The organism is Desulfomicrobium macestii, from assembly GCF_014873765.1.
Lineage (GTDB): Bacteria > Desulfobacterota > Desulfovibrionia > Desulfovibrionales > Desulfomicrobiaceae > Desulfomicrobium > Desulfomicrobium macestii.
The window spans coordinates 107,797-131,829 of the sequence record NZ_JADBGG010000007.1; the positions used below are offsets into that span (position 1 = coordinate 107,797).

General features: G+C 58.8%; 28 protein-coding genes. 16 read left to right on the forward strand and 12 right to left on the reverse strand.

All coding sequences use genetic code 11. The features are described 5' to 3' along the window. Positions 1-31 precede the first annotated feature (31 nt). The 4 genes from H4684_RS06555 to H4684_RS06570 all read left to right on the forward strand — a co-directional run bounded on the left by H4684_RS06555 (position 32) and on the right by H4684_RS06570 (position 3,736). Positions 32-484, forward strand: coding sequence for a PaaI family thioesterase (locus H4684_RS06555; RefSeq protein WP_092193241.1), 453 nt, complete (start codon positions 32-34; stop codon positions 482-484). Positions 485-504: 20 nt separating this feature from the next. After that, positions 505-1,143, forward strand: coding sequence for a cysteine hydrolase (locus H4684_RS06560; RefSeq protein ID WP_192623226.1), 639 nt, complete (start codon positions 505-507; stop codon positions 1,141-1,143). A gap of 34 nt (positions 1,144-1,177) precedes the next feature. After that, positions 1,178-2,593, forward strand: a complete 1,416-nt coding sequence (locus tag H4684_RS06565) for a PAS domain S-box protein (protein ID WP_092193237.1) — start codon at positions 1,178-1,180, stop codon at positions 2,591-2,593. Between the two features lie 75 nt (positions 2,594-2,668). Next, positions 2,669-3,736, forward strand: a complete 1,068-nt coding sequence (locus H4684_RS06570; protein ID WP_092193235.1) for an oxidoreductase — start codon at positions 2,669-2,671, stop codon at positions 3,734-3,736. Between the two features lie 80 nt (positions 3,737-3,816). On the opposite strand, the gene H4684_RS06575 is transcribed toward H4684_RS06570, so the two are convergent. The 3 genes from H4684_RS06575 to H4684_RS06585 are packed head-to-tail and all read right to left on the reverse strand — an operon-like array spanning position 3,817 to position 5,418. Continuing rightward, complete coding sequence (locus tag H4684_RS06575; protein ID WP_092193233.1) at positions 3,817-4,494, reverse strand: phosphoribosylanthranilate isomerase; 678 nt, start codon at positions 4,492-4,494, stop codon at positions 3,817-3,819. Between the two features lie 17 nt (positions 4,495-4,511). Next, positions 4,512-4,778 (reverse strand): hypothetical protein, encoded by a 267-nt coding sequence (locus H4684_RS06580; protein ID WP_092193231.1) that lies wholly within the window; start codon positions 4,776-4,778, stop codon positions 4,512-4,514. Between the two features lie 52 nt (positions 4,779-4,830). After that, positions 4,831-5,418, reverse strand: a complete 588-nt coding sequence (locus H4684_RS06585; protein ID WP_192623227.1) for a CDP-alcohol phosphatidyltransferase family protein — start codon at positions 5,416-5,418, stop codon at positions 4,831-4,833. Positions 5,419-5,538: 120 nt separating this feature from the next. Here H4684_RS06585 and H4684_RS06590 point away from each other — a divergent pair, with 120 nt between their 5' ends. The 6 genes from H4684_RS06590 (at position 5,539) to H4684_RS06615 (ending at position 9,969) form a co-directional block, all read left to right on the forward strand. Then, positions 5,539-6,468 (forward strand): cation diffusion facilitator family transporter, encoded by a 930-nt coding sequence (locus H4684_RS06590; RefSeq protein ID WP_192623228.1) that lies wholly within the window; start codon positions 5,539-5,541, stop codon positions 6,466-6,468. Further along, positions 6,461-6,877, forward strand: a complete 417-nt coding sequence (locus H4684_RS06595) for a MarR family winged helix-turn-helix transcriptional regulator (RefSeq protein WP_092193225.1) — start codon at positions 6,461-6,463, stop codon at positions 6,875-6,877. The genes H4684_RS06590 and H4684_RS06595 overlap by 8 nt, the downstream gene beginning before the upstream one ends. A 131-nt stretch (positions 6,878-7,008) precedes the next feature. Beyond that, a complete protein-coding gene (locus tag H4684_RS06600; RefSeq protein WP_092193223.1) occupies positions 7,009-7,788 on the forward strand; it encodes a lysophospholipid acyltransferase family protein in 780 nt (259 codons plus the stop codon). Beyond that, positions 7,785-8,807: an asparaginase gene (ansA, locus tag H4684_RS06605; protein ID WP_244150369.1), complete on the forward strand. Its 1,023-nt coding sequence runs from the start codon at positions 7,785-7,787 to the stop codon at positions 8,805-8,807. Before H4684_RS06600 ends, ansA begins: the two co-directional genes overlap by 4 nt. Continuing rightward, on the forward strand, positions 8,800-9,546 hold the full coding sequence (locus H4684_RS06610; protein WP_192623229.1) for a pseudouridine synthase: 747 nt from the start codon (positions 8,800-8,802) through the stop codon (positions 9,544-9,546). Before ansA ends, H4684_RS06610 begins: the two co-directional genes overlap by 8 nt. A 195-nt stretch (positions 9,547-9,741) precedes the next feature. Beyond that, positions 9,742-9,969: a rubredoxin gene (locus tag H4684_RS06615; RefSeq protein ID WP_092193217.1), complete on the forward strand. Its 228-nt coding sequence runs from the start codon at positions 9,742-9,744 to the stop codon at positions 9,967-9,969. A gap of 114 nt (positions 9,970-10,083) precedes the next feature. Here the strand turns inward: H4684_RS06615 and H4684_RS06620 are convergent, their stop codons facing one another. Continuing rightward, complete coding sequence (locus H4684_RS06620) at positions 10,084-10,452, reverse strand: Hsp20/alpha crystallin family protein (RefSeq protein ID WP_092193215.1); 369 nt, start codon at positions 10,450-10,452, stop codon at positions 10,084-10,086. A 24-nt stretch (positions 10,453-10,476) separates the two neighbouring features. Continuing rightward, a complete protein-coding gene (locus H4684_RS06625; RefSeq protein WP_092193213.1) occupies positions 10,477-10,890 on the reverse strand; it encodes an Hsp20/alpha crystallin family protein in 414 nt (137 codons plus the stop codon). 199 nt (positions 10,891-11,089) lie between these two features. Between H4684_RS06625 and rbr the strand changes: the two genes are divergently transcribed. Beyond that, positions 11,090-11,668, forward strand: a complete 579-nt coding sequence (gene rbr, locus H4684_RS06630) for a rubrerythrin (protein WP_192623230.1) — start codon at positions 11,090-11,092, stop codon at positions 11,666-11,668. A 92-nt stretch (positions 11,669-11,760) separates the two neighbouring features. On the opposite strand, the gene H4684_RS06635 is transcribed toward rbr, so the two are convergent. Together H4684_RS06635 and aspA are read right to left on the reverse strand one after the other, a co-directional pair. After that, the gene (locus H4684_RS06635; protein ID WP_192623231.1) at positions 11,761-12,270 is read right to left on the reverse strand and encodes a hypothetical protein; all 510 of its coding nucleotides are present in this window, start codon (positions 12,268-12,270) and stop codon (positions 11,761-11,763) included. Positions 12,271-12,348: 78 nt separating this feature from the next. Beyond that, complete coding sequence (gene aspA, locus H4684_RS06640; protein ID WP_192623232.1) at positions 12,349-13,788, reverse strand: aspartate ammonia-lyase; 1,440 nt, start codon at positions 13,786-13,788, stop codon at positions 12,349-12,351. A 71-nt stretch (positions 13,789-13,859) separates the two neighbouring features. On the opposite strand from aspA, the gene H4684_RS06645 reads away from it, so the two are divergent. The 5 genes from H4684_RS06645 to ygiD all read left to right on the forward strand — a co-directional run bounded on the left by H4684_RS06645 (position 13,860) and on the right by ygiD (position 16,794). Beyond that, positions 13,860-14,153, forward strand: a complete 294-nt coding sequence (locus H4684_RS06645) for a DUF2845 domain-containing protein (RefSeq protein ID WP_192623233.1) — start codon at positions 13,860-13,862, stop codon at positions 14,151-14,153. Between the two features lie 59 nt (positions 14,154-14,212). After that, on the forward strand, positions 14,213-14,404 hold the full coding sequence (locus H4684_RS21230; protein ID WP_192623234.1) for an Rdx family protein: 192 nt from the start codon (positions 14,213-14,215) through the stop codon (positions 14,402-14,404). 165 nt (positions 14,405-14,569) lie between these two features. Beyond that, a complete protein-coding gene (locus H4684_RS06655) occupies positions 14,570-15,148 on the forward strand; it encodes an NAD(P)H-dependent oxidoreductase (protein ID WP_192623235.1) in 579 nt (192 codons plus the stop codon). Between the two features lie 18 nt (positions 15,149-15,166). Beyond that, positions 15,167-16,021 (forward strand): hypothetical protein, encoded by an 855-nt coding sequence (locus H4684_RS06660; RefSeq protein ID WP_092193201.1) that lies wholly within the window; start codon positions 15,167-15,169, stop codon positions 16,019-16,021. 8 nt (positions 16,022-16,029) lie between these two features. Further along, complete coding sequence (gene ygiD, locus H4684_RS06665; protein ID WP_192623236.1) at positions 16,030-16,794, forward strand: 4,5-DOPA-extradiol-dioxygenase; 765 nt, start codon at positions 16,030-16,032, stop codon at positions 16,792-16,794. 48 nt (positions 16,795-16,842) lie between these two features. Here ygiD and H4684_RS06670 read toward each other — a convergent pair whose 3' ends face one another. From H4684_RS06670 to icmH, 5 genes are all read right to left on the reverse strand, one after another. Then, the gene (locus H4684_RS06670; RefSeq protein WP_318779620.1) at positions 16,843-17,781 is read right to left on the reverse strand and encodes a serine/threonine-protein kinase; all 939 of its coding nucleotides are present in this window, start codon (positions 17,779-17,781) and stop codon (positions 16,843-16,845) included. A 2-nt stretch (positions 17,782-17,783) separates the two neighbouring features. After that, positions 17,784-18,512 (reverse strand): PP2C family protein-serine/threonine phosphatase, encoded by a 729-nt coding sequence (locus tag H4684_RS06675; protein WP_092193195.1) that lies wholly within the window; start codon positions 18,510-18,512, stop codon positions 17,784-17,786. A gap of 33 nt (positions 18,513-18,545) precedes the next feature. Further along, on the reverse strand, positions 18,546-19,238 hold the full coding sequence (locus tag H4684_RS06680; RefSeq protein ID WP_192623238.1) for a lytic transglycosylase domain-containing protein: 693 nt from the start codon (positions 19,236-19,238) through the stop codon (positions 18,546-18,548). 344 nt (positions 19,239-19,582) lie between these two features. After that, entirely contained in the window at positions 19,583-23,140 is a 3,558-nt protein-coding gene (gene tssM, locus H4684_RS06685; RefSeq protein WP_192623239.1) for a type VI secretion system membrane subunit TssM, read from the reverse strand. Next, positions 23,137-24,033: a type IVB secretion system protein IcmH/DotU gene (icmH, locus tag H4684_RS06690; RefSeq protein ID WP_192623240.1), complete on the reverse strand. Its 897-nt coding sequence runs from the start codon at positions 24,031-24,033 to the stop codon at positions 23,137-23,139. Before icmH ends, tssM begins: the two co-directional genes overlap by 4 nt.

A 24,033-nucleotide genomic window follows, 5' to 3' on the forward strand; every position in this document is an offset into this window, starting at 1 on the left:
GCATCACGTCACATCAAATCCGAGGTGCTTCATGGATATTCGGCACGTCATCGAGCAGGAAATTCCCTACGACCGCTTTCTGGGCCTTCTGGTGGAGGAAATCCGGCCCGGCTATGCCCGGCTGCGCATGCCCTACCGCCCGGAATTCATCGGCGACCCAAGGCGCCCGGCGCTGCACGGCGGTCTCATCTCCATGCTCGTGGACACCTGCGGCGGCTCGGCGGTGTGGGCGGCCTGCTCGGTGCGCGACCGGGTTTCGACCATCGACATGCGCGTGGACTACCTGCGCCCGGCCGACCCGGCGGATCTCATCGCCATCGGCGAGGTCAAGCTGCTGGGCAACAGGGTCGGCAACGCCACCGTGCAGATTTTCTCCGCCAATAATCTTGATGTAGTCATTGCCGAAGGGCGGGCCGTGTATAATATTCGAAAGGCAGGGGCAAAGGCTCCGGACAACATGTGCATCCCGATCAGCAATCCATGACAGCCCGCGAGGAGGCATCCATGAAAGAATCAAGACTGGTTTTCGTTTTGACAGCGCTTGTCTTCCTATGCATAACGCCCGCCCTGGCGGGAACCATTGTCGAAGAATGGAACACGGTAACGCCTCCCACGCCCGTTGAACTCAAGGCTGCGACGGTCAGCCCGGCGAATACGGCTTTTCTTGTACTCGATATCGAAGAACGAACCTGCAACACGCAGGCGCGGCCGCGCTGCGTGGAGTCCGCGCCCCGCATCGGGGCCTTCCTGGCCAGGGTCAGGGCGGCGGGAATGCCTGTGGTACACAGTCTGACCAGCAAAGGCACGCCTGAAACCATTCTTCCCGAGGCCAGGCCCCTGCCCGGAGAGCCCATTGTCCAGTCATCGGTGGACAAGTTCTTCAACACCGAGCTGGAGGCGATCCTGAAAAAGCTGGGCGTCAGCAACGTCATCATCACCGGCACCACCGCCGAAGGAGCGGTCCTGCACACCGCCACCGGAGCCGCCATGCGCGGCTTGAACGTCATAGTACCCGTGGACGGGATGTCGGCAGGAACCCTCTATGCAGAGCAGTACACGGCCTGGCATCTGCTGAACGCTCCCGGCACGCGCGCCCGGGCCAGTCTGACCAGGCTGGACATGATCGACATCACCTCGAAGTAATCGGCCGGAAACTTCCTCGGCCAGGAATGAACATATGCACCTCATGAACCCCGAACATATCCAGCTGCTCGACGCCCTGAGTCAGGGAGCGGTCATCCTCCGAGACGGCAGGATTTCCCATGCCAACCTCTGCTTTGCCGCGATCTGCAACGCCGGGCGCGAGACCCTGCTCGACAGGTCCTTTTGCGACTTCGTCATCCCCAAGCATCACGACCGGGTCGAGAAATACCTGAGCCGCATTCCGGACGAGCCGAGCTGCTCCCAAAAGCCGATCGAGTTCACCCTGCTGGATGCAAACGGAGCGGAATCGTTCGTCGAAATGCAGGCCAGAAAGATCAGCTACCAGGGCAGGCCGGCGATGCTCTGCTCCCTGACCGACATCACCCAGAAGACCAAGACCAGCCAGAAACTCAAGCGCATTCTCGATTCCATCCCCGAAGTGATCATGGCCTTCGACCGCGAGCACTCGCGCATAGAGTCGGCCAACAGCGCCACGGAAGGACTCTACGGACTTCCTGCCGACCAGTTTGTCGGGAACATCTTTCACCCCATAGACCTGGTTTTCCCCGAGGACGCCGCGAAGGTTCAAGCCTTCTATGCGGGCCTGATAGAAAAGGAGATCGACCGCATCGAATATCGCATCGTGCACGCCAACGGCGACATCCGCTGGGTTCGCGACGAGGGAGAGGTGATCTACAAGGAGCAGGGCCTGGGCAGGATCCAGCAGATCTACCATTTCATCAAGGACATCACGGACCGCAAGAACGACGAGGAAAAACTGCGCGTCAACGAACAGAAATACCGGCGCATCTTCCAGTACTCCACCGACCCGATCTTCGTGGCCATGCCGGACGGAAGCTTCGTGGACATAAATCAGGCCGCCATCTCGCTTTTTGGGTACGAAAGCCGCGAGCACGCGCTGAAGGGCAACGTCATCGACCACTTCACGGACGAAGACGAACGAAAGGCCATCATGTCCACGATCATCCAGGACGGCAGCATCACCGACCACCCGACCAGGCTAAAAACCCTGACCGGGGAAACCGTGGAAGTCGTGGTCACGGGGGGCTGCAGAAAAAACCGCAACTCGGGCCTGCTGGAAAGCTACCAGATCATCCTGCACGACATGCGCGCGGTCATCGAACGCACGGAACTGGAAACCTACCGCCGGACCATGGGCGGCCTCTCGGACCGGCTGAACAACATCGTGCAGGCCCAGGCCATGCAGTACGGACTGATGTCGGATTACATCGAAGCCCTGAAATCCATCGAGGATGGCCCGCGCAAGGAGCAGCTCCTTGCACGCCTGCTGGGCAAGGTGAGCGATTCGAAGCGATCCCTGGAGGACCTGCGCGTGCTCGGCGAGAAAATCCGCAAGATCTACCATGCACCGGAACCGCCCGTACCGGTTCCAGACGGAACAGGCGGCATTCTGTTCGACCTGAAGTAAGGGCCGGCCCTGTCAGGCCGAATCACCAGGTGGCAAGACCCTGTCGCCAGAGCCTTTAACAAACGGGAGCTCCACATGACACCAGAGATCTTCGCACCCTTCGCACTCGGCACGTACACATTGAAGAACCGACTTGGCGTGGCACCCATGACCCGCATGTCCGCAGGCCGGGAAGCCATTCCTCGTCAGGATGTACTGGATTTTCTGGTGCGCCGTGCCCAAAACGGCGCGGGACTGATCTTCACCGAGGCCATCGTCACGGACTACGAGAGCGCCCAGGGCTATCCCGGCCAAGCCAGAATCCTGACCCAGCCCCAGATCGAAGCCTGGAAACCCGTCACCGAGGCGATTCGTGCGCACGGGGCCGTGTCCATCATGCAGATGTTCCACTGCGGACGAATGGCCTGGCCGGAGATCAACCCTGCCGGCCGTTCCATCGCGCCCAGCCCCGTCACGCCCAGGCAGCTCAATCCACTCACTGGCCAGCCCTACCCCGTGCCCGACGCCATGAGTCATTTTGACATCGCGCATGTCGTCAACGGATTCGTGGAGACAGCCAAGGGAGCCGTGGCCGCCGGGTTTGACGGAGTGGAGATCCATGGTGCCCACGGCTACCTGATCAGCCAGTTCCTCTCCAGCTATTCGAACCACCGCACTGACGAATACGGAGGCACCCTGGCCAACCGCTTCCGCCTGGCCCGGATGATCATCCGTGCAGTGCGCGAAGTCCTGCCCAAAGACACGCTGCTCACATTTCGCGTCTCCAACTGGGGCATTGCCGACATGGACGTATCCTTGTGCAAGGGTGCCCGTGAGTGGGAAGAGCTCATCGACCTCATCGATTCCGAACCCATCGACGCCCTGTCCCTCTCGACCTACGACTTCAAGGCCCGCGCTTTTGACACGGAGCAAACCATGTCCGGCCTGACACGCTCCCGGACCACCAAGCCGCTCATGATCTGCGGCAAGATTCATGACCGCAGGACAGCGCAGCAGGCACTCACCGAGGCGGACATTGTCCTGTCCGGCAAGTCCATCCTGCTCAACCCGGACTTCGTGGAGGATGTCCGCCAGGGCAAGGAATTGCCCCTTTATTCCTCCGAAGCGGCAAACGTGGCCTACACCACCGACCCCCTGCCCTGAATTCCCACGCAAACAAGCCCTGGGCCGGCGGAACTCGCGCCGAACCAGGGCTTGAATTTGCAATACCCGACAAAATACGATCAGGACCCGGCAGCCTCGGCAAATCCGGCGCGGGCTTCGCGCACGAAAGCCCGGACCAGCACCGGGTCCTTGGTGCCGTCCGGAGCTTCAACGCCCGTGTGCACATCGACCGCGGCCGGACGCACCGTCCTTATGGCCTGGCGCACATTGGCCGGGTTCAGGCCTCCGGCCAGAATGACCGGACGAGGACTGTGCCGGACCAGATCCGCACTGACGCCCCAGTCGTGGACAAGGCCCGTCGCTCCGCTGGCTCCCGTCGAGGGGTCGAACGTATCGGTGATGAAGGCTTCGCAAACCGGCGAGTAAACCTGCGCGAAGCGCGCGGGCCCCAAGGATTCCCGACCCACGACATAGCTCTTGAAGATGCGCAGGGGCAGACGGCTCCTGATCCGGGCCAGGGTGTCCGCGGAAACGTCGGCATGAAGCTGTACCGTGTTCACGTTCAAAAAACGGCAGAACTCCACCAGTCGATCCGGGTCCTGCTCATAGGTGATGAGCACGCAGAACGACGGCCCAAGCTCCGCGATGATGGCGCGCGCTTCGTCCTCCGAGGTGTCCGTCGCATGCACCGGCAGGCGCAGGGGAAAACCGAGCAGGTCCGCGCCGCAATCCAACAGCATGCGCCCTTCGGCCAGGCTACCGATCCCCGCCACCTGCACCAAACCTTCAATGGTCATGCAGCCCCCGGCCCGCGTTATTTTTTCCTGGCTTCCTTGAGCAGATAACGCGCGGTTTCCACGTCGTAGATTTTCGTCGGATCGGCCTTGGAGCCACGCTCTTCGAACATCTTGGCACCGCGCCGGATGATGTCCAGATCCAGCCAGCCGTGCCGCTCCCATATTTCCGGATGATCGACATTGCTGAGCCTGAACTCGATATTGCCGTCCTGCTCCCGCACGAACATGCGGATGCGCTTGTTCTCGGGATACGGGTAGTAGAAGATTCCGTCTTTGTCCTGCACTGTTGCCTCCAAAATTGTTTGTTTCCGGGACTTTCAAAGCCCGGGACAATTGTCAATCCCTGAAAAATCCCAGCGCCGACCGCAAACGTTGACCAGCCGTGAACAGTACCACCAATGCAAAGACCAGCGCCACCTCCGGGACTCCCGACGGCCACACGGCCATAAGGGAAAAAAACAGGAACCCCTCGCTACGTTCGGCCAACCCGGCCTGATAGTGAAAACTCTTGCCCACGGACGTGGGCAGGGCCGCTGCCGCCGTCAGGAAAACCGTCAGGGACAGGATGATGGCCGCGCATAGCACCAAAAGCTCAAGCCTTGCCTCGGGAAAACGCAGCCCGAAAGCCACGATGACCAGCGCCTCCACGGCCCGATCGCAGACAATGTCCAGCATGGCCCCGGCCCTGCTTGTCAATCCGCCCTGACGGGCCAGGGTTCCGTCCACCGCGTCCAGCAGCCCTGAAAGCCACAGCAGGGCCAAGAACAGGACTGGCCAGCCCAAGGCCAGGGCTCCCGCAGCCAGCCCACCCAGAAGCGCGGCCGACAGGGTCACCGCCGCCGGCCCGATTCCCCTGCGGCCCAGAGCGTACGCCATTGTGTCAAAAAGAGGCTGAAAAAGGCGTCTGGCGTGCGTATCAAGCATGAAACATCCCTGTGCTACCGGTTCAGAAAAACCCGAAATTCAAGTTTGACAATCAAACAATATCGACATATTTGCTTGCACATCAAACAACTCGACAAACAAACAATAGCGAGCATCCCCATGCACAACCATTCATGTTCCTGCGGCCATGACCATCACCACAATCCTGATCACGGCGAACGCGGGACCCGTTTCGTTTTCTGGCTGACCGTGATCACCATGGCCGTGGAAATCTTTTCCGGCTGGATTTTCGGATCAATGGCCCTCCTGGCCGACGGCTGGCACATGGCCAGTCATGCGGGCGCCATGGCCGTGGCCTGGTTCGCCTATGTCTGGGCGCGCAAGAACGCCGACAACCCCGACTTGGTCTTTGGAGCGGGCAAGGTCAATGCCCTGGCCGGATTCGCCTCGGCGGTGGGCCTCATCCTCGTGGCTCTCTACATGGCGGGCGAATCCCTGAGCCGGCTCTTCTCACCCGTGCCCATCTCCTTTGGACCGGCAACGCTGGTGGCGGTGCTGGGTCTGGCCATCAATCTGGTCAGCGCATGGTGGCTTCGCGACGAAGACCATGTACACAGTCACGACCACAACCTGAAGGCCGCCTACATGCATGTCCTGGCCGACGCCCTGACCTCGATCCTGGCCATCTTCGCCCTGCTGGGCGGAAAGTATTACGGCCTGAACTGGCTTGATCCGGCCATGGGCATCGTCGGAGCGCTGGTCATCGGGCGCTGGGCCATCGGCCTCATGCTTGAAACCGGCTGGATCCTCCTCGATCGTCGCGCGGACAAGGATCTGCATGCCGACATCCTGCGCCGCATCGAGCAGGGAGGAGAGATCCGGGTCCGCGACCTATATGCCTGGAACGTTGGACCTCGCCGCCTGGCGGCCCACGTCACCGTGGAAGACGCGAGTCCCCGTCCGCCCGAATTCTACAAGGATCTTCTGGCCGAGGTCGCGCATCTGGAGCATGTCACCGTGGAAGTGCACTCCTGCCCGTGTCCGGCGGAAAGCCGGGACCAGGTCTGCCCGGAGGCCGATCATGCATGATCTTGAACAACTAAGCGATCTGATCATCGAATTCTACGAAAAACTCTCTTCCTGGGAACAGGCCGTGGTCCGTGACTCGGCCATCACCTTGCCGCAGATGCACACCCTTGAAATCCTGGGTCAACAGTCCCCCCTGCGCATGAAGGAGCTCGCGGCCAAGATGGGCGTTACCACCGGAACCCTGACCGTGGGGGTGGACCGCCTGGAAAAACTGGGCCTGGTGGCGCGCATCCCGCACGAGACGGACCGCCGCTCCATCCTCGTGACCCTGACCGAGGCCGGGCAGGAACTTTATCGCGAGCACCACGCCCATCACCTGCACCTGACCCGGGATCTGCAATCGGCCCTGACCCCGGAAGAGACGGCGCAGCTGCGCGCCATCCTGCCCAAGCTGACACAGGCGCTATGATGCCCGGGCCGGAGGAGAACCATTGAAAAACATCTGGAAGCCCGGGACCTCTTGAGCTAACGTGCGCGGGCACGAAACACGAAGGGGCAGGAGTGCCGCGGCCCCTCAAACCCCATCCCGGTAGCTTTTGCATGAACATCAAATCTCTCAGCGATCCGTACCATACCCCTGAAATTCAGATCGGCCCGTTTTCACGGCTTTTTCCCAGCGCCGCCTTTTATGCGCGAATATTGTCCATAGTCTGCGAGGCTGCGTGGCGAACCAGGGGAGGCGGCTATTCCATGGAGAAATGGGCCATGGACAGCCTGACCGTCATGCGCAGGGCCGAAGCCAGCGGTCTGCGCTTTCACATCGAAAACGCCTCCGCCGTCACGAACCTGCCCGGGCCCTGCGTGGTCGTGGCCAACCACATGTCAACCCTGGAAACCTTCTGCATGCCGGCCATCCTGGCCACCCATCGACCCATCGCCTTTGTGATCAAACGCAGCCTGACGACCTATCCAATCTTCCAGCGGATAGTTAACGCCGTCGAACCCATCGCCGTCGACCGCGTCAACCCCCGGGACGACTTCAAGACCGTCATGGAGCAGGGACAGGAGCGCCTCGCGCGGGGCATTTCCGTCATCGTCTTTCCCCAGACGACGCGCACCCTGAATCTTGACCGCAAGGCCTTCAACTCCATCGGCATCAAGCTGGCCAAGAAGGCGGGAGTTCCGGTCGTGCCCCTGGCCCTCAAGACCGATGCCTGGGGCCTTGGCACGCTGAGCAAGGATTATGGGGCCATCCGGCCGGAGATTCCGGCCCGCTTCTGTTTTGGCGACCCCATGATCATCCGGGGCGCGGGTAAAAACGAGCACGAGGAGATCATGGAGTTTATCCATTGGAAGCTCACGGCCTGGAGCGCCTCGTGAAAAAAAAGGTCTGCATCCTCTACACGGGCGGGACCATCGGCATGAAGCCGACGCCGCAGGGATACGCGCCGGAGGCGGGATACCTGGGCCGCGTCATGGCATCCATGCCGGATTTTTCAAGCCCGGAAATGCCCGACTACGTCATTTGCGAATATGCGCCACTGCTCGATTCCTCCAACATGGGTCCCAGGCACTGGCTGGCCATCGCCCGCGACATAGCCGACAAATACCACGAATTCGACGGATTCATCGTCATTCACGGCACGGACACCATGGCCTACACGGCTTCTGCCCTGCCGTTCATGCTTGAGGGCCTGGCCAAGCCCGTGGTCCTGACCGGATCCCAGATCCCCCTGTGCAGGGTCAGGAGCGACGGCCGGGACAATCTGGTCACGGCGCTCATGGTCATCGCCCTGACGCCGGTGCCCGAGGTCTGCCTGTGCTTCGGCAACCGTCTCCTGCGCGGCTGCCGCACGACCAAGGTCGACGCCGCCGGATTCCAGGCCTTTGATTCCCCAAATTACCCGGACCTGGGACATATCGGCGTGACCATCCGCCCCCATCCCGAACTGCTTCTCCCAAAGCGCCCCGTGAACGGCCTGACCGTGCACCCGCTGTCCGACGCCAAGGTCGGAGCGCTCAGACTTTTCCCGGGCATCTCGGCCGAGCTTGTGGCCAATGTGCTGCGCTCGCCGTTGCAGGGGCTCGTGCTTGAAACCTACGGGCTCGGCAACGGCCCCTCCAACGACGCAGAATTGATGGACGTTCTGGCCGAGGCATGCGCGCGCGGCGTGGTCATCGTCAACTGTACCCAATGCCTGCGAGGCACGGTGGACCAGAGCGGCTACCAGGCCGGATCGGCTCTTGCCCGCGCGGGAGTGGTCTCGGGCGCGGACATGACGGCCGAAGCGGCCCTGACCAAGATGATCTATCTCTTCAGCCTGGGCCTCACGCCGGAGGAAATCCGGGAGCGCATACCGAGGAATCTGCGCGGTGAGCTGACCGAAAACAATGCCTGAACCTGAAATCGCGGAAATTCCGATACTGTACCGGGACGAACACTTCGTCGCCGTGCACAAACCGGCCGGATTGCTGGTGCACCGCAACGCCCATGCCGGACGCGAACCCTTCCTGCTCCAGATGCTGCGCGACCAGCTCGGACAGCGCCTGTATCCGGTGCATCGCCTGGATCGCCCCACCTCGGGCCTCATGATCATGGCCTTCTCGTCACAAACCGCCCACATCCTGGCCCTCCAGTTTGCGGGGCAGGAAGTGGGCAAGACCTATCTTGCCGTAACGAGGGGCTTCACGCCTCTTCAAGGCCTCATCGACGACCCGCTCAAATCCGATTCCGGCAACCTGCAAGAGGCCCGGACCGAATTCACGCGCCTGGCCACGGCGGAAATCCCGCATCCGGTCGGCCCCAACCCAACGGCCCGCTACAGTCTGGTCCGGGTCAGCCCCAAAACCGGCCGCACCCACCAGATCCGCCGTCACTTCGCCCACATCCGCCACCCGCTCATCGGCGACGTGCTGCGCGGCGACGGCCGCCAGAACCGCTTCTTCCGCGAGCATTTCGGAGTGCACCGCCTCTTGCTGGCCAGCGTGGAACTCACCTTTCGCCACCCCGAAGACAACAGTCCCCTGACCCTGACCTGCCCCCCGGCTCAAGAGCTCCTCGATCTTTTCGACCGGCTCGGATGGAGCGCCGCCCAGCCCCTCTGGGCACCCGATTCCGACAATCTCCGCATCCCGTAGGGGCAGGCCTGTGTGCCTGCCCTCTTCGGGCCGCAGGGTGCAGGACGTCACGGGGAGGGCGGCCACGCAGGGCCGCCCCTACGCCGATTGGATGCCCCCGTGGCTCGCAAGCCGTGCATCCTGATTCCGCGATTGACCTCCCACCCGAAGTCCATAATGTATAATACCGATCAACATTCAAACCAGGAGCGGACAATGGCGGCCCCCGAAGAGATTTACCAGTGCCAGACAGTCAATTGCGGCTACATGTACAATCCGGACAAGGGAGACAGGAAGGGAAAGATCCCGGCAGGGGTGAAGTTTGAAGACCTGCCGGAAGATTGGCGCTGCCCCATATGCGGGGGCACGAAAAGATGCTTCCGGCCCCTGGTCGGACCCGGTTCCACCAAAGACGCAGGCTGCGAACTGCCTACCAGGGATTGAAGAAATTTGGCCACAAAAAAGCGCGCCCTGACAGGAACTGTCTGGACGCGCTTTTTTATGATTCATGCACTCTTAAAAACGCCCAAAACACCAGGCGTTCTGACCCAGGCGATCTTATCCGGCCTGAATCTCTATGCGGCGCGGCTTGAAGCGGGCCGCCTTGGGCAAGTAGACCTCAAGCAGACCCTTCTTCAGGCTGGCACGGATTCCTTCCCGGTCCACGCCATCGGAGATGGTGAAGGTGCGAACATATTCCCCATCCCCAAATTCCACGTGCAGGGCCTTGGCTTTTTCCTCTCGCGGATAGACCGCCTTGCCGCGAATCTCCAGTTCGTTGTCTCTCAGGTCGATGGACAAGCCTTCCTTGCCCACTCCGGGCATGTCCACAAAAATGTGGAAGCCGTCTTCACGCTCCAGCACGTCTGTGTTGGGGCGGAACCGGGGCAGGGCCGGAGCCGTCTTTTTTTCCATATCGTTAGTCATGGGCTCTTCTCCTCCTTGCAACACTTACTGGGCATCAATGGCGATGGTCAGCGGATGGCTTTCCTTGGCCTTGGGCAGGACCACCCGCAGCACCCCATCCTTCATGGATGCCTTGATCGCCTCCGCGCGCACGGGAACATTCAGGCTGATGATCCGCTGGAAACTCCCGGTCGGACGCTCCTGTCTGTAATAATTGCCGACCTCGTTCTTTTTTGTGCCCCGGATGACCAGGCTCTTTTCATTCAAGGTCAGCTCGATGTCTTCCGTATCCATTCCAGGAATTTCCGACGTGACGACAATTTCATCTTCTCCCTCGCTGATGTTGACAGGCGGGTAGGAGATGCGTCTCTGGCTCAATGTACTCGGCCTCCACAACTCTTCGAAAAAACTGTCCACGTTGCGCGGTAAATCATAGTATGTACTGAAATCGATAACCATACGGCATACCTCCAATCATTACGATGGCAACTAAATAAACACGATCGCACGGGCGTCAAGCCCAACGGTTAGCCGGACTAGGATATCCAAAGATGCCAAAAGATCGGCAGGTTATCAGTTATCGAGAATGATTCTCATTAACTTGACAGAATAATTTTACCCTGATAAACGCAGGCCACATTTCAACCATGGAGGATTTATGTCAAAATCTTTGAAAGGAACACAGACCGAAAAAAATATCCTGACCGCTTTTGCCGGCGAATCCCAGGCCCGCAATCGTTACAACTATTTTGCCAAACAGGCCCGCAAAGAGGGATTTGTCCAGATTTCCGATATTTTTGCCGAAACGGCGGACCAGGAAATGGCCCACGCCAAGAGACTGTTCAATCTGCTTGAAGGAGGAGAGGTTGAGATCACCGCCTCCTTCCCGGCAGGTCGTATCGGCACCACCCTGGAAAATCTGCGCGAAGCCGCCGGTGGCGAAAACCACGAATGGGAACACATGTACCCCGAGTTCGCCAAGACCGCCAAAGAGGAAGGTTTTCCGGAAATCGCAGCCATCATGTTGTCCATCGCCGTGGCCGAAAAGGAACACGAGCGGCGCTATCTGGCGCTGGCCAAAAACATCGAGGAAGGGCGGGTTTTCAAGCGGGAAAACAAGATCACGTGGCGCTGCCGCAATTGCGGTTATGTGCACGCCGCTGAAAAGGCCGCCGAACTCTGTCCGGCCTGCGCCCATCCCCAGGCCCATTTCGAGGAACTTGCCGAAAACTGGTAAGCCGCCCGAAATAAAAGGGAGCCCTTGGAGGCTCCCTTTTATTGCACCACGAGATTACGTCGGCAAGGCCGCAAGACTCCGCTTCGACGGCGTCATCCGCAGGGCAGACCCTTGGTCCGCTTCCCCGGCACGAAGGTGGATCGCAAAAATCTGGGATGAAAGAAAATGAAGGGATTGGCCACGATGGCGTCAGGCAGGATGTGGTACCAGCGATACCCGAGCTCCCGGAAAACATGCCTCGCCTGAGCGCGGCAGCCAGTCTCCCGGGCAGCCAGCAGCGCGGCGTCGCGCTGGCAGCGGGAAGCCGCCACCAGCCGAAAAAGTCCGGGCCTGAATCCATAGCGCCGCAGCAACCGACGGAGCCTCTTGAACTCCCGGTAACGAGAAAAAGCATCCGCCTGGCACAGAACCACGCCCCAGGCAAAAAGGCCGGTCAGCCCAATCCAGACCCATGCCGCCCAGGAAAACTCCGGCTGCTCAAGAAAAAGCCATGCCTCGCAACCCGACAAGGCCGCTAGGGCCGAAACCTTGAGCGTTGTCAGATGCGGAAACGGAGCCACCCGCAGATAGCGGAAAAGTTCAGATAACGTCGAACGCCACATGAGTTCGCTTTGGCCGCTCCCGATCCTTTCGTCAAGCCTGGCCGGACAGACCAATCGGCACCCCCTTCCTTGCAAGGATCATCGGCGCGGCTTTCCCTCTGGCCGGGGGCATGCGCTCCTCTGCACCATGCGCGGATGCGTCATCTTCATGGGATCGAGAGCGTCTTCAAGCTCTTCGATAGTCATGAGCTTCTTCTCCAGCACCAGGTCATACACCGTTCTTCCGGTCGCCACCGACTCCTTGGCGATGGCCGAGGCCTCGTCGTAGCCAAGATAGGGCACGAGCACGGTCACGATCCCGGCGGACATGCGCACCAACTGGGCGCAGCGCTCCCGGTTGGCGGTGATGCCGACGATGCAGCGATCCTTAAGGATGCGCATGGCCCGCAGCAGCATGTCCATGGTCTGGAAAAGGTTGAAGGCGATGATGGGCTCGAAGACGTTGAGTTCGAGCTGTCCGTGCTCTGCGGCAATGGTCACGGTCAGATCGTTGCCGATGGCCTGAAAGCAGACCTGGTTGACCATTTCCGGAATGACCGGGTTGACCTTCCCGGGCATGATGGAGGAGCCTGGCTGCCTCGGCGGCAGGTTGATCTCTCCAAGGCCGGCGTAGGGGCCCGAGGAAAGCAGGCGCAGGTCGTTGCATATCTTTGACAGCTTCACCGCCACCCGCTTGAAAACGCCCGAGAGCTGCACGAAGGCCCCCGTGTCCGAAGTGGCCTCCACCAGGTTTGGCGACTTGGTCAAGGGCAGGCCGGTGATGTGCGCCAGCTTTTCGCAAACAAACGCGGCGTAGGCCGGCACGGTGTTGATGCCCGTGCCGATGGCCGTCGCCCCCATGTTGATCTCCATGAGAAGCTTGCGACAGTCCTGAACGCGATCGATGTCCTCGCCCACGGTCACCGCCCAGGCCGCGAACTCCTGTCCGAGCGTCATGGGCACGGCATCCTGCAACTGGGTCCGGCCCATCTTGAGCACATCGGCAAATTCTTCGCCCTTGCACGCCAGGGCATCGACCAGATCCCCCATGGCGCTCACCAGTTCCCTGATCTTCCAGATGGCCGTGATTCGAAGCGACGTGGGGTACACGTCGTTGGTGGACTGGGACAGATTGACGTGGTTGTTGGGATGACAGAAGCCGTATTCGCCCTTGGCGTGGCCCATCAGTTCCAGCGCCCGATTGGCGACAACCTCGTTCATGTTCATGTTGACCGAAGTCCCGGCCCCGCCTTGAATGACGTCAACCACGAACTGATCGTTCAGCTTCCCCTCGCGCACCTCCCGGCAGGCGCCAAGGATGGCGTCGGCAATGTCCGCATCGAGCAGCCCAAGCTCCAGATTGGCCAGGGCCGCCGCCTGCTTGATGCACGCCAGGGCCTCGATATGCAGCGGGTAATGGGAAATGGGAATCCCCGTGACCTGAAAGTTCTCCATGGCCCGCACGGTCTGCACGCCATAATAGGCGTGTTCCGGCACTTTGCGTTCTCCAAGAGAGTCCTTCTCGACTCGGTAGTTCATAATGCCCTCTTTACTCGTGATTCAGTTGCGGTCTAGAATACCTTGGTCATCAATTAATCGGAGACAACTCAATGAGAAAGCACTTTTTTCTGCTCACCCTGCTTTTATTTTTGACAACCCCGGCCCAGGCCGCGGATCTTCGCTGCCAGGGCGATCTCATGACCCCCGGCACCATCATCACCAAGGTCCGCCAAAAATGCGGCGATCCCCGGTGGGAAGACCGCATCGGTGAGGTCACGAGGACAAACTGCGGCGGAGAACGCCTCCTCTACATCACTCAGCTGACCTATGAGGCCAGCGGCGGATATTACGTCCTGACCTTCGAAGGCGGCGAGCTCAAGCAAACGGAGTTCTTTCAGAAATGACCACCATGACGCACGGGAGCGACTCAATGCAGATACAAATCGTCTACTGCGGTTTGTGAATGGGCTATGAAGCACGCGCCGCAAGTCTTGCGGAAAGATTGCGCTCTGATGCAGGAGCCACCGTATCCCTTACGCGCGGGAGCAGAGGCGACTTCGAAATTCTGCTTGGCGACACACTGATATATTCCAAACAGCAAACCAGACGCATCCCAAGTTCCGATCAGATCCTGGGGCTTTTGCGACAAACTTGACCTGCAATAATTTTTTGTCTGAGAACCCCTTGCCAGGCAAATATCGCTTTCAAGATTTTCCCCCTTGTCGTATGGTGCACCATAATCCGGAGTTCCTTTCTCAGGAATCCCGGGGAGTCAGTCCGGACCGATTCCACGCAACGCATGCACCAACAAGGGGATGCCATGAACCACCTGATCATTTTCTGCCACCCCAGCGCCACAAGCTTCAACCGTGCCATCGCCGATTCGGTGCAGGCCGTTTCCGAAGCGCTGGGGCACGACACATGTTGTCGAGATTTGTACGGAATCGCCTTCAATCCGGTATTGCCGAAAATGGATGTGGACAGCCCTGCGGAAATGGCTCCACAGGACGTCAGGCAGGAGCAGGAATTCATCGCCTGGGCCGACTTGCTGACCTTTGTCTACCCGGTATGGTGGGCCGGAATGCCGGCCATGCTCAAAGGCTATGTCGATCGGGTCTTTTGTCAGGAATTTGCCTACTCCCTGCAAGGGGATACCGCGAAAGGACTGCTGAACGGAAAGAGAGTCCTCATTTTCAACACGACAGGGCTGCCCAGTCCGTTCTACACATCCCAAGGCATGCACGAAGCCATGTCTTTGACCACGAACACGGGCATCTTCGAACTTTGCGGAATGGAAGTCCTGCACCATGCATTTTTCGGCAGTCTGGACGTAGTCAGCGATGAGACCCGAAAATCCTATCTTGGCGAAGTCGTATCCATAACATCAAGATATCTTTAAAAAACGCGGAGCCAGCCTATGGATTTCCTGTTCGAGCGACTCACCTACATATTCGATCCCCTGCATCATTTCTGGGAACATGAGCGCATGCACCGCCGTTTTGCGCTCGGACTCATCGTCGTGTTCCTGGGCTCGCTCGTCAGCATAGAACTGAACCGGCAGGGCCTTCTCCCTGCCTCTCTGGCCGCACACACGCCCACCAACCATTTCCATGCCGTGAACCTGGCGTTCACACTGGTGCTGATCCTTGAAGTCGTGAGTCTCATCTTCACCCTGCCCTGCTCCTTTTCCAAATCCGTGGGCAAGCAGTTCGAGATTCTGTCACTCATTCTGCTGCGGGACGCCTTCAAGGAATTGTCCTACTTCGCCGAACCCATCACCGTGGGCACGGAATTGACTCCCGTCTTGCACATTCTTGGCTATGGGTTCGGAGCCCTGGTCATTTTCGCCCTGCTTGGCGTCTATTATCGCATCCAGCCGGGCAAGAAGCAGGACATGGGACTGCCGCACGATCTGTTTCGGTTCGTGGCCGCGAAAAAAGGCATCGCCCTGTTGATCCTCGCCACCTTCTTCATCCTGGGCCTTGGCAACCTTTACAACAAAGTCGCGGGTCTGCCGCACATCGATTTCTTTCCGGTCTTCTACACCCTGCTCATATTCACCGACATTCTGGTGGTGCTCATCTCCCAATGCTTTAGGCCCTCGTTCCATGCGGTTTTCCGCAACTCCGGCTACGCCCTTTCGACGCTCTTCATCCGTCTGGCCCTGGCCGCTCCGCCCATGTACGACGTGGCTCTGGGCATCGTCGCCGCCCTCTTCTCCATCGCCCTGACCCTGACCTGGACCCGGGTCTTCACCACAACCAACGCATGAAGGTTCCCATGAGCATGCCCGCATTGTTCGTCGGCCACGGCAAACCCATGAACGCCATCGAAGACAACGAATTCAGCCGAACCTGGACGGAACTGGGCAAATCAATGCCGCGCCCCAACGGTGTAGTCTGCATTTCCGCGCACTGGGAAACGGACGGCACCTGCGTGACGGCCATGGAGCACCCAGCGACCATCCATGATTTCACCGGATTTCCGGCAGCCCTCGAAAACATGGTCTACCCGGCGCCAGGCTCGCCGGAATTGGCGGAACGGGTGCGCGCCACGGCACGCTCTACACGCATCAGGCCAGACCGCTCCTGGGGCTTGGATCACGGCGCGTGGTCCGTGCTCTGCCGCATGTACCCGCACGCGGACATCCCCGTGGTGCAAGTCAGCCTGGACATGAGCGCGCCTCCGGCCTTTCACTATGAACTGGGCAAGGAGATGGGCGAATTGAGGAAGGAGGGCATACTGATTCTGGGCAGCGGCAACATGGTCCACAATCTGCGGAACATGGCCTGGCAGCAAGGAGGCTTCGACTGGGCGATGCAGAGCGATGCCGCCATGGCGGACCTGATCGTCGCAGCCAACCACCAGGCCCTGATCGACTATCCGAACTTGCCGAACGCCCGGCAGGCCATCCCCACGGAAGAACACTATCTGCCCCTGCTTTATGTATTGGGCGCCGCAGGCGCGGATAATTCCCCGACGTTCTTCAATGACCGGGTGACGTTGGGCTCGATTTCCATGCGCTGCGTTCGTTTTGGGCAATAAAGCGGCTCGCGCGGCTGATGATTGCTCCAGACGACGAAGCCGCGGCCTTCATGACACCGCCCTGAACCAGCTCCGCTCCCCGAAAGCGGCCAAAAGCTGCCTTGAACTTGGCCGATCCCGAGATTCGAACGACAATCCACGTCGAAGCCACTTCCATTGTCGGCCCGGCAAACATGCCGGCCGCAACGGTTCGAGTTTCCGTGTCGCCGCCTGATCCGCAGGCATCATTTTGAAGGGGTGCTCTCCCGAAAGCATTTCATACACGGTACAGCTGGCTGAAAAGACATCACAGCTGGGCGAAGGCGGAGCGCCCCAAAGCATCTGAGGACTGGAATGAAGGCGACTGTAGGCAGAAACGCGCAGGGACTTCTCCAGGCCACGAGACATCGCGGCGCTGGCCAGCCCGGGCCTCGCGCTGAATTGAGTGATATTGAAATCAAGGAGCACAAGCCGCCCGTCCTGTTCCAAGACAATATTGGCGGGCTTCACATCTCCATGAGTAACGCCATGTGCGTGCAGATAGTCCAAGATGTCGAAAATCTTGCGGCCTGCGACAATCCCGGACCTGCCCATCCCCGAGGGGTGCTCGCCAAGCATCGAATACGCCGAGGCCCCTTCCAGCAATTCCATGCTGAAACAAATGCCCCAATGCTCCCTGTGCAGATCGAACACGCGCACAACGCCGGGATGCGTCAGATGGCGCAAGATGAAAAACTCCCGGGCAAGAGCCAGCTGTGCCTTGCGGTTGTCGACCAGACTGGGCAGCAAACGCTTCACCGCCACGACGGGACGCGGATCTCCACACTCCATCCGCCGCAGGTCAATGGCAGAACACACCTCGCACATGCCTCCCACCCCAAGGCTGGATTGGAGGGCGAAGCGTCCCGGGCCGCCAGTCCTCGGCACCCAGGTTTTGGATACACGATCCAGGGCCGAACTGTTCTGGCCCCCAGCTTGACGCTGCCGCTTTTTCCTCCCGCCCATCATTATTATCCTGAAAGGAAAACGGTCACAAAAGTTGCGTCATCCGGCTGTTCCTTTCCATCCAGCGTCTCTGCAATGCCCAAGGCGGCGTCCCTGGCCCGAGGCCTGCCAAGATGCGTGGCAAGAGCTTCAGGAGAAACACTGTCCGAAAGCCCGTCAGAACAGAGCAGGAACCTGTCGCCACGGCGCAGGGACAAACGTGTTGTCTCCAGACGGAGCGTGTCCCGAACCCCAACGGCGTTGGTGACCACATTGCCACGCACCATGCGTTCGGCTTCATGATGCGTAAGCTCATCGCGTTCTATTGTGCGTTGGCGCGCAGTGTGGTCTCGCGTGCACTGATAGAGTGTCCTCTCGCGCAACAGATAGCACCGGCTGTCTCCCGACCACACGCAGGCCGCGCCGCCACCATGAATCAACAACACGACGACGGTACTGGCGGCATCGCCCAGACCGCCCTGACGAAGCTCCCGGTTGGATCGCGCCAGAAGACGGGTGACGTTTTCGACGTGGCCGTCCAAGGATGGCGGAGCCGGAGTGCGCATCAGGTAGCGCACCAGAAGCCGGCTTGCCGACGCCCCGTTGCCGCTGCCCCCGACTCCATCCGCCACGCCCCAGAGCAAATGCTCCGGCCAGTTCAAAAACGCATCCTGATTTTCATGGCAAGCGTGCCCCCGCCTGGTCATGCCCCAGGATTCGACCGTGAGGGCGGCTGCCGGTGAAGCCGATTTCATGAACCCACCCCTTTCACTGCATCCTTCTGCCAATCATGGTGCCCCGTCCTGCAACGCCACCTCATTCTCATGGCGGATCCGTGTATCCGCATTCCGGGGCAAGTGACCACCGCATGTCCCGTCACATGCATCGTCGCTCCTGGACCGACACCCCGCAATATTCACCAGGCCGGACATGACCCGAACCGCACCGACAAATTTCGGCACATACTCCAGCGTTTCGCGGGCCAGAACACCGGACGCGGATTCTTCCATGCGACAAATCGCGATCAGCTCCGGAAGCGTTCCCGCTCCTGTTTGCATGAGCGCCCGGGACAGAGCGCCCTCCCCGCAATTGTAGGCGGCCAGAGCCAACGGCCAATCCTTGAACCGTTGGTGCAAGGCCGCCAGATAGGCTGCTGCCGCATAGGTCGACTTGCGCACATCAAAACGCTCATCATCACTTTCGGTGATCTTGAGCCCAAACCTGAGCGCCGTGTCCGGCATGATCTGCCACAGGCCAGCCGCGCCGGCAGAGGAAACCGCTTGAGTCTCGAACCGACTTTCGACCAGCGGTAAAAATGCCAGCTCCCGAGGAAGATCGAACTTTTCAAGAGCATCGAGGATCACGGGCAGATACTGCCGGGCCCTGCTCAAAATGAATGCGCCCGCCCCTTTTCCTCCATGCAGGTCGTGCACAAAACGCTGCATGGTTTCAGTCTCTTCCGGCGGCAACCAGCCCAGCACAGCCGACTCTCCTTCATGAATGGCCGGTGCTCGGGATGAGCCAGTCGGCGTTGGCAACGCGGATGAACCCCACAGCTCCTGGGATGCGACCACTGATCGCGAAGATCCGGCGAAAATATCCCGAGCCGGCTCAAGAACTGTACGGCTGACCAAGACAGCCCGCGATACCACGGGGCCAGCTGCGTCCATGCCTGCGCCCTTTTTCCAGGCGCAACCCGTCATGAAAAGAAGACACAGACTGACCATGAACAAAACGCTGCCCGATATTCTTCTTTTCACATTCAGGCCAACGCAGTTGTCATTGACCATTGAACATGCAAGAAGTAGCAACCCCCTCATGAAGATCAGAACAGCGTTTCGGGCAAAGAAAAGCTGCATACCTCAGGATCGAATGGGTTTGCCTTGTTTCGGAACTGGATAAGAAACTGCGCCCATTTTCCGTTTTCGTACAATTCAACAATGCACTTATTTCCTTCCATCAGCTTGACTTTCCCGTTCTGCAGAAGGCGAAAAAAAGCCCAATCCCCACGCATCTCCTTGAATGCCCTGACTGCGTGAACATCCGTCATGGCCAAAGAGGCCTCGGGAGACTGACCCGCATCGAGCGGCCAGACAAAATTCGCGCCCTGGACCGGCCCGTGCCAATAGCTCAGCATCTTGCTCCCATGGGAAAGTTCAACTTGTTTGAGTTTTACGTCGAGAGCATACGGTTCAATGAGGAAGCTGATGCCTAAATCATTATCGGAAACAAAGAAGGCATCCTGAATCTTGCGAACCCGCTGCAATTGCTCAATTGATTCTTTCGAAATTGGCAGCGAACAACCCAGAACAGGACGAATTTCTCCATTTTTTGAGACGAATGGCCGGATATAGGTGTCATGAAATACGTCGAATACTCCCGCTTTTTTGAAAAAATTTGTAAATTCAACAAGATTTGCATCCAGCTCGCTATCTATGCGTAGCGGATAAAGTTCCTTCAATCCTGCATTGTACACATGCAATACAGAATCATGATAGACGGAATCGATGATCGATGCAGCTTCTGCAAGCATCTGTTTCAAGCCACCCGTGGACACTGTGGAGTACCATTTTCGAACAGGCGCGGGCAGCCTTTCCGCAGCACTGCTGAGCGAATGCAAGGTGTCGTCCCGGTCTTCGGCGATATCCTGCAAGGCAGCAAGCAACTGTTTGCTTCTGTTGTTGCTGTCATTGATCCTTCGAAAAAGAAGGCCGGCGTCCCTCATGGCGTCATGAACCCCCTTGAGAGCCGGAGCAGGATTTCCTTCTGCATCAATGAGACTGTCAAGATGCTTGAAAGACTGAGTGACCAGCTGCGCGTCCCGTAGCGCCTCCCGGGCAACCTTGGTGCGTGCCTGCGCTACAACGTCCAAAACGCTTTCGGTGGCAGCCTTGGCAAGCGCTGTTCCGGCCACGCCCGCCAATTTCCTGGTTCCCCGTTTGGCCGCCTGATCCTCCACGGCACTCTCCAATCCGCTTTCTTGTTCTTCCCGCGTGACAAAAGTCGTATTTTTGCGCAATTCTCGCAGCATCAGCACCACCGGGGATACTCCGGAACCAAGCTGCTCCGCGAGGTCAGCAGCACCGACCAAGCTCCTGGGAGTAAAAACACGAAGTTCCTGCAAGGCCTGATTCCAGTGGCGCGCATAGTCTTTAAAATACAGGACTCTGACGTCCTTGGAAATTTTCTCCACGTCGAGGGCGCTGAAAAGCATGGACTTGGGCCCGAATACCCAGCTGTCTTCAGTCAATTCCTTGATGATTTCGGGGCAGCGTTCCATGATATATTCGTGAAAGCCTTCAAGAGTATACAGATACGGAATGGCGTACGTGTCCCCGGAGAATGCGGAGATGCGGCCTCCGAAAACTCCATGAAATGTAAATGCCGAGTTCCCGCCCTCGGAGGCTTCTTCTTTCATCTGCTGGTAGGCCAGATGCGAAAGCGGCTTTTTGAGCAAGGCCGTTCTCGCTTTGGCAAGGGTCTCTTCGTCTGGAGATACCGGAGAAATCCCCTCTTCAATTAGGAAGGACATATGCCGCATCAGCATGCGCTGGTCCGCCACTCCTTCGGGATAAAGCTCGGCCCATCGCGTCTCCAGCCACTCCTTGAGAAACCTTTCGCTCAGCTTTTCGGGCTGACAGAGCATCAAATAGGCCCGAAGGGCCGACTTCAGAGCTCCCAGATCGTCCAGGGATTCACCCATGGTATTCACGGCCATTTCTCGCACTCGCGGCAGGAGGCGCGCGTTCAAAACCCCGGTATAGGCGCGTCTGGTCGCCCCCTCGAAAACATCACCCTGATACAAGCCCATCCTGCGCGAAAGGAATGGATCCTGGTGGCGGTCATAAACCGTCAAAGCCTTCTCCAAAGGCGCGAGTTCGGGCAAGATTTTCAGAGCGTCTCCAGCCTCAAGGTGTGCCTGCTGTTCCCGTTTGAAATCATTGGACATGACCTCCAGTAATTCCATCCGGCGAAAATTGTCCTTGAAACTGAACGCAAGAAGAGACACGCCCGCAATGAGCACAATCCCTGCCGCCAACTGCGTGCCGAAGCGGCGAAAACGCAGCATCCAGATGTGCTCCCGGTCGGCGTCCGCCAGGCCGGCCTCCGGAATGACGAACCCTTCAAGCAATCGCAGCAGGAAAAAACCCTTGGCGTAATCGCCCAAAAAGGATTGAAAACCGCTCTGATAAGCGAGCTCTCCTTCGCGGGCGGCGCCAGTCATCACATCCGAGGAAGACAGGGCGCTCGAAAAGAAAAAACCCCGAAACATGACCGGCCGGTGATAGCGGGATGGCCCAAACGCCTCGAAAATAAGATCCTCGATCCTGGAACCCAACGCAGCCAGTTCCTGTGGAAAACGAAACATCCTGGCCCGAGCGAGGCAATCCCTCTCCTGATGTATCTTCGTGATTATCTGGGCGTTCAAGGTCTGCATCAGTTCATGAAGTTCCTGACGCGTCGCGTCCAAGTCCATGGCGCTTGAACGAGCCGGGCAACCGAATATCTGCTCGCGCTCGTTCCGGGACAAATGCGCAAAGAACTGCGCGAAGCCCGGAACCGCGTCACACTTGGTGAACACGAGATATACGGGCGTGTAGGAGCGCAAATTTTTCAGCACTTCGCCCAACCGTGTCCGAATCGTCCGGGCCAGATGCTCGCGCCGGGCGGTATCACCGTCGATCATGTCGCGCATGCTTACGCAAACGATGATGCCGTTCAGCGCCTTGGCCGGACGCTCCCTGAACAAGTGCCGAAGCAGATAGGTCCAAAGTCCGTGCTCCCTGGATTCCTGATTGCACTGGGCATAGAATCCAGGGGTATCTATGAACACGGCCTGATTGGCAAAAAGGACCTCGATCTTACCGGTACTCTTCAGCTTGTAGAGATGCCTGTCGGCCTGCTCGTTCAAGGGAAACTGCAATCCGGAATTCAGTAAAAGCGACGTCTTGCCGCAATTCTCAGGCCCCAGGACCATATACCACGGCAGGGCATAGCGTGAGCGGCTCGTGGGTCCATAAAAATTCGAGGTTGTAACGGTCTTGATGGCCGTCTTGATGGTGTGCCTTATGTGCCGGAAGTCCTCGCGAAGGCGATCCTGTAAAGCCGCATCCTTCTCTTTGCGAGTCGCAATTTCGGGATCTGCCGCCTCTCTTCTGCGCTGCCGCGAAGACAGTATCGCCACCATGAGCCCCCAGATGAACACAATCACGAGCGTGCCCACCAGACGGGATGTCGTGCTCTCGAAAAAGACATGCCCAGCCACGGCTACCAGCGGCCCGGCCACCCATAGCACCATAACAAGAAGCAACGCGCAAATCAGTCCCTGTACCCAGGGTGTCTTCAGAGTTTTCAGCAGGAAATTACAACAACGACGGATCATTTGCCTTCCCTCCCGCTTGCAGAAGAACTGATCGCGAACTGATGCAAAAGAGGTTCTGCGCGATTATCGAGAATGTGAAAAAAAGACGCGTAAGTGGCGGCCAGACAAGTAACAACGAAGATGACCAGAAGATAAAGGGGAACGTATGTATAGATTTTGTTCTTGTAATTCCCGTCCGGCAATTTCTTGCACAAATCCTGAGCGGGCTCTCCACGAAGTATGCGGATTTGCCGGTATATCCGTTCACGCAACAACTCCAATTCTATCGGTCCGCGGGATTGTAGCTTGTAACGCCCCTCGAAACCGAGGCTGAGCAAAAGATACATCAGTTCAAGAAGATAAAGATTGCGCGCCGGTTGCTGTATGCACCTGTCTATAATCTGAAAAAACTTCTCTCCTCCCCATGTTTCGTTGTGAAAGGTGCTCAAGAGAGCCTTGCGCGACCAGCCCCCCTGAGCACCTTGCGGCGAGGTGCTCACGCTCTCGTCAAGAGCCGTGCACAACACGTAGCGCGCCGCCAGTACTTGCGAATGATCGATCTCGCTTCCCAGCGCCCTGTTCTCGAAACCACGAATCTCGGCTTCAAGACGGTTTCTGAGGCCATCCAATCCGAGTTCTTCATCTCGGGTTTCACCCTCACCCTGCGACTTCACCGTTTCAGAACCCAACGCCCTCAAACGCACCATCTCAAGCAGCAAGCCGGAAGCACAGTTGACCAGCGGGTTCAACCCTGGAGTATAATCTTCCAGGGATGCCTGTTGCGCAATATAGACCGCGGAACGCGAGCCATGCTCCCCGGGCGTCACGTGCACTTCCTCATCCGGAAGCCGCGACTTTTCGGGCGCGTGCGCCTCCCCTTCAAACTTTGTCTTGTCATCATCTCTGGATTGCAT

Coding starts and splice junctions, on each gene's coding strand:
- H4684_RS06555 (WP_092193241.1), top strand. CDS start 32: ATGGATATTCGGCACGTCATCGAGCAGGAAATTCCCTACGACCGCTTT.
- H4684_RS06560 (WP_192623226.1), top strand. CDS start 505: ATGAAAGAATCAAGACTGGTTTTCGTTTTGACAGCGCTTGTCTTCCTA.
- H4684_RS06565 (WP_092193237.1), top strand. CDS start 1,178: ATGCACCTCATGAACCCCGAACATATCCAGCTGCTCGACGCCCTGAGT.
- H4684_RS06570 (WP_092193235.1), top strand. CDS start 2,669: ATGACACCAGAGATCTTCGCACCCTTCGCACTCGGCACGTACACATTG.
- H4684_RS06575 (WP_092193233.1), bottom strand. CDS start 4,494: ATGACCATTGAAGGTTTGGTGCAGGTGGCGGGGATCGGTAGCCTGGCC.
- H4684_RS06585 (WP_192623227.1), bottom strand. CDS start 5,418: ATGCTTGATACGCACGCCAGACGCCTTTTTCAGCCTCTTTTTGACACA.
- H4684_RS06590 (WP_192623228.1), top strand. CDS start 5,539: ATGCACAACCATTCATGTTCCTGCGGCCATGACCATCACCACAATCCT.
- H4684_RS06595 (WP_092193225.1), top strand. CDS start 6,461: ATGCATGATCTTGAACAACTAAGCGATCTGATCATCGAATTCTACGAA.
- H4684_RS06600 (WP_092193223.1), top strand. CDS start 7,009: ATGAACATCAAATCTCTCAGCGATCCGTACCATACCCCTGAAATTCAG.
- H4684_RS06610 (WP_192623229.1), top strand. CDS start 8,800: ATGCCTGAACCTGAAATCGCGGAAATTCCGATACTGTACCGGGACGAA.
- H4684_RS06615 (WP_092193217.1), top strand. CDS start 9,742: ATGGCGGCCCCCGAAGAGATTTACCAGTGCCAGACAGTCAATTGCGGC.
- H4684_RS06620 (WP_092193215.1), bottom strand. CDS start 10,452: ATGACTAACGATATGGAAAAAAAGACGGCTCCGGCCCTGCCCCGGTTC.
- H4684_RS06625 (WP_092193213.1), bottom strand. CDS start 10,890: ATGGTTATCGATTTCAGTACATACTATGATTTACCGCGCAACGTGGAC.
- rbr (WP_192623230.1), top strand. CDS start 11,090: ATGTCAAAATCTTTGAAAGGAACACAGACCGAAAAAAATATCCTGACC.
- H4684_RS06635 (WP_192623231.1), bottom strand. CDS start 12,270: ATGTGGCGTTCGACGTTATCTGAACTTTTCCGCTATCTGCGGGTGGCT.
- aspA (WP_192623232.1), bottom strand. CDS start 13,788: ATGAACTACCGAGTCGAGAAGGACTCTCTTGGAGAACGCAAAGTGCCG.
- H4684_RS06645 (WP_192623233.1), top strand. CDS start 13,860: ATGAGAAAGCACTTTTTTCTGCTCACCCTGCTTTTATTTTTGACAACC.
- H4684_RS21230 (WP_192623234.1), top strand. CDS start 14,213: ATGGGCTATGAAGCACGCGCCGCAAGTCTTGCGGAAAGATTGCGCTCT.
- H4684_RS06655 (WP_192623235.1), top strand. CDS start 14,570: ATGAACCACCTGATCATTTTCTGCCACCCCAGCGCCACAAGCTTCAAC.
- H4684_RS06660 (WP_092193201.1), top strand. CDS start 15,167: ATGGATTTCCTGTTCGAGCGACTCACCTACATATTCGATCCCCTGCAT.
- ygiD (WP_192623236.1), top strand. CDS start 16,030: ATGAGCATGCCCGCATTGTTCGTCGGCCACGGCAAACCCATGAACGCC.
- H4684_RS06670 (WP_318779620.1), bottom strand. CDS start 17,781: ATGATGGGCGGGAGGAAAAAGCGGCAGCGTCAAGCTGGGGGCCAGAAC.
- H4684_RS06675 (WP_092193195.1), bottom strand. CDS start 18,512: ATGAAATCGGCTTCACCGGCAGCCGCCCTCACGGTCGAATCCTGGGGC.
- tssM (WP_192623239.1), bottom strand. CDS start 23,140: ATGATCCGTCGTTGTTGTAATTTCCTGCTGAAAACTCTGAAGACACCC.
- icmH (WP_192623240.1), bottom strand. CDS start 24,033: ATGCAATCCAGAGATGATGACAAGACAAAGTTTGAAGGGGAGGCGCAC.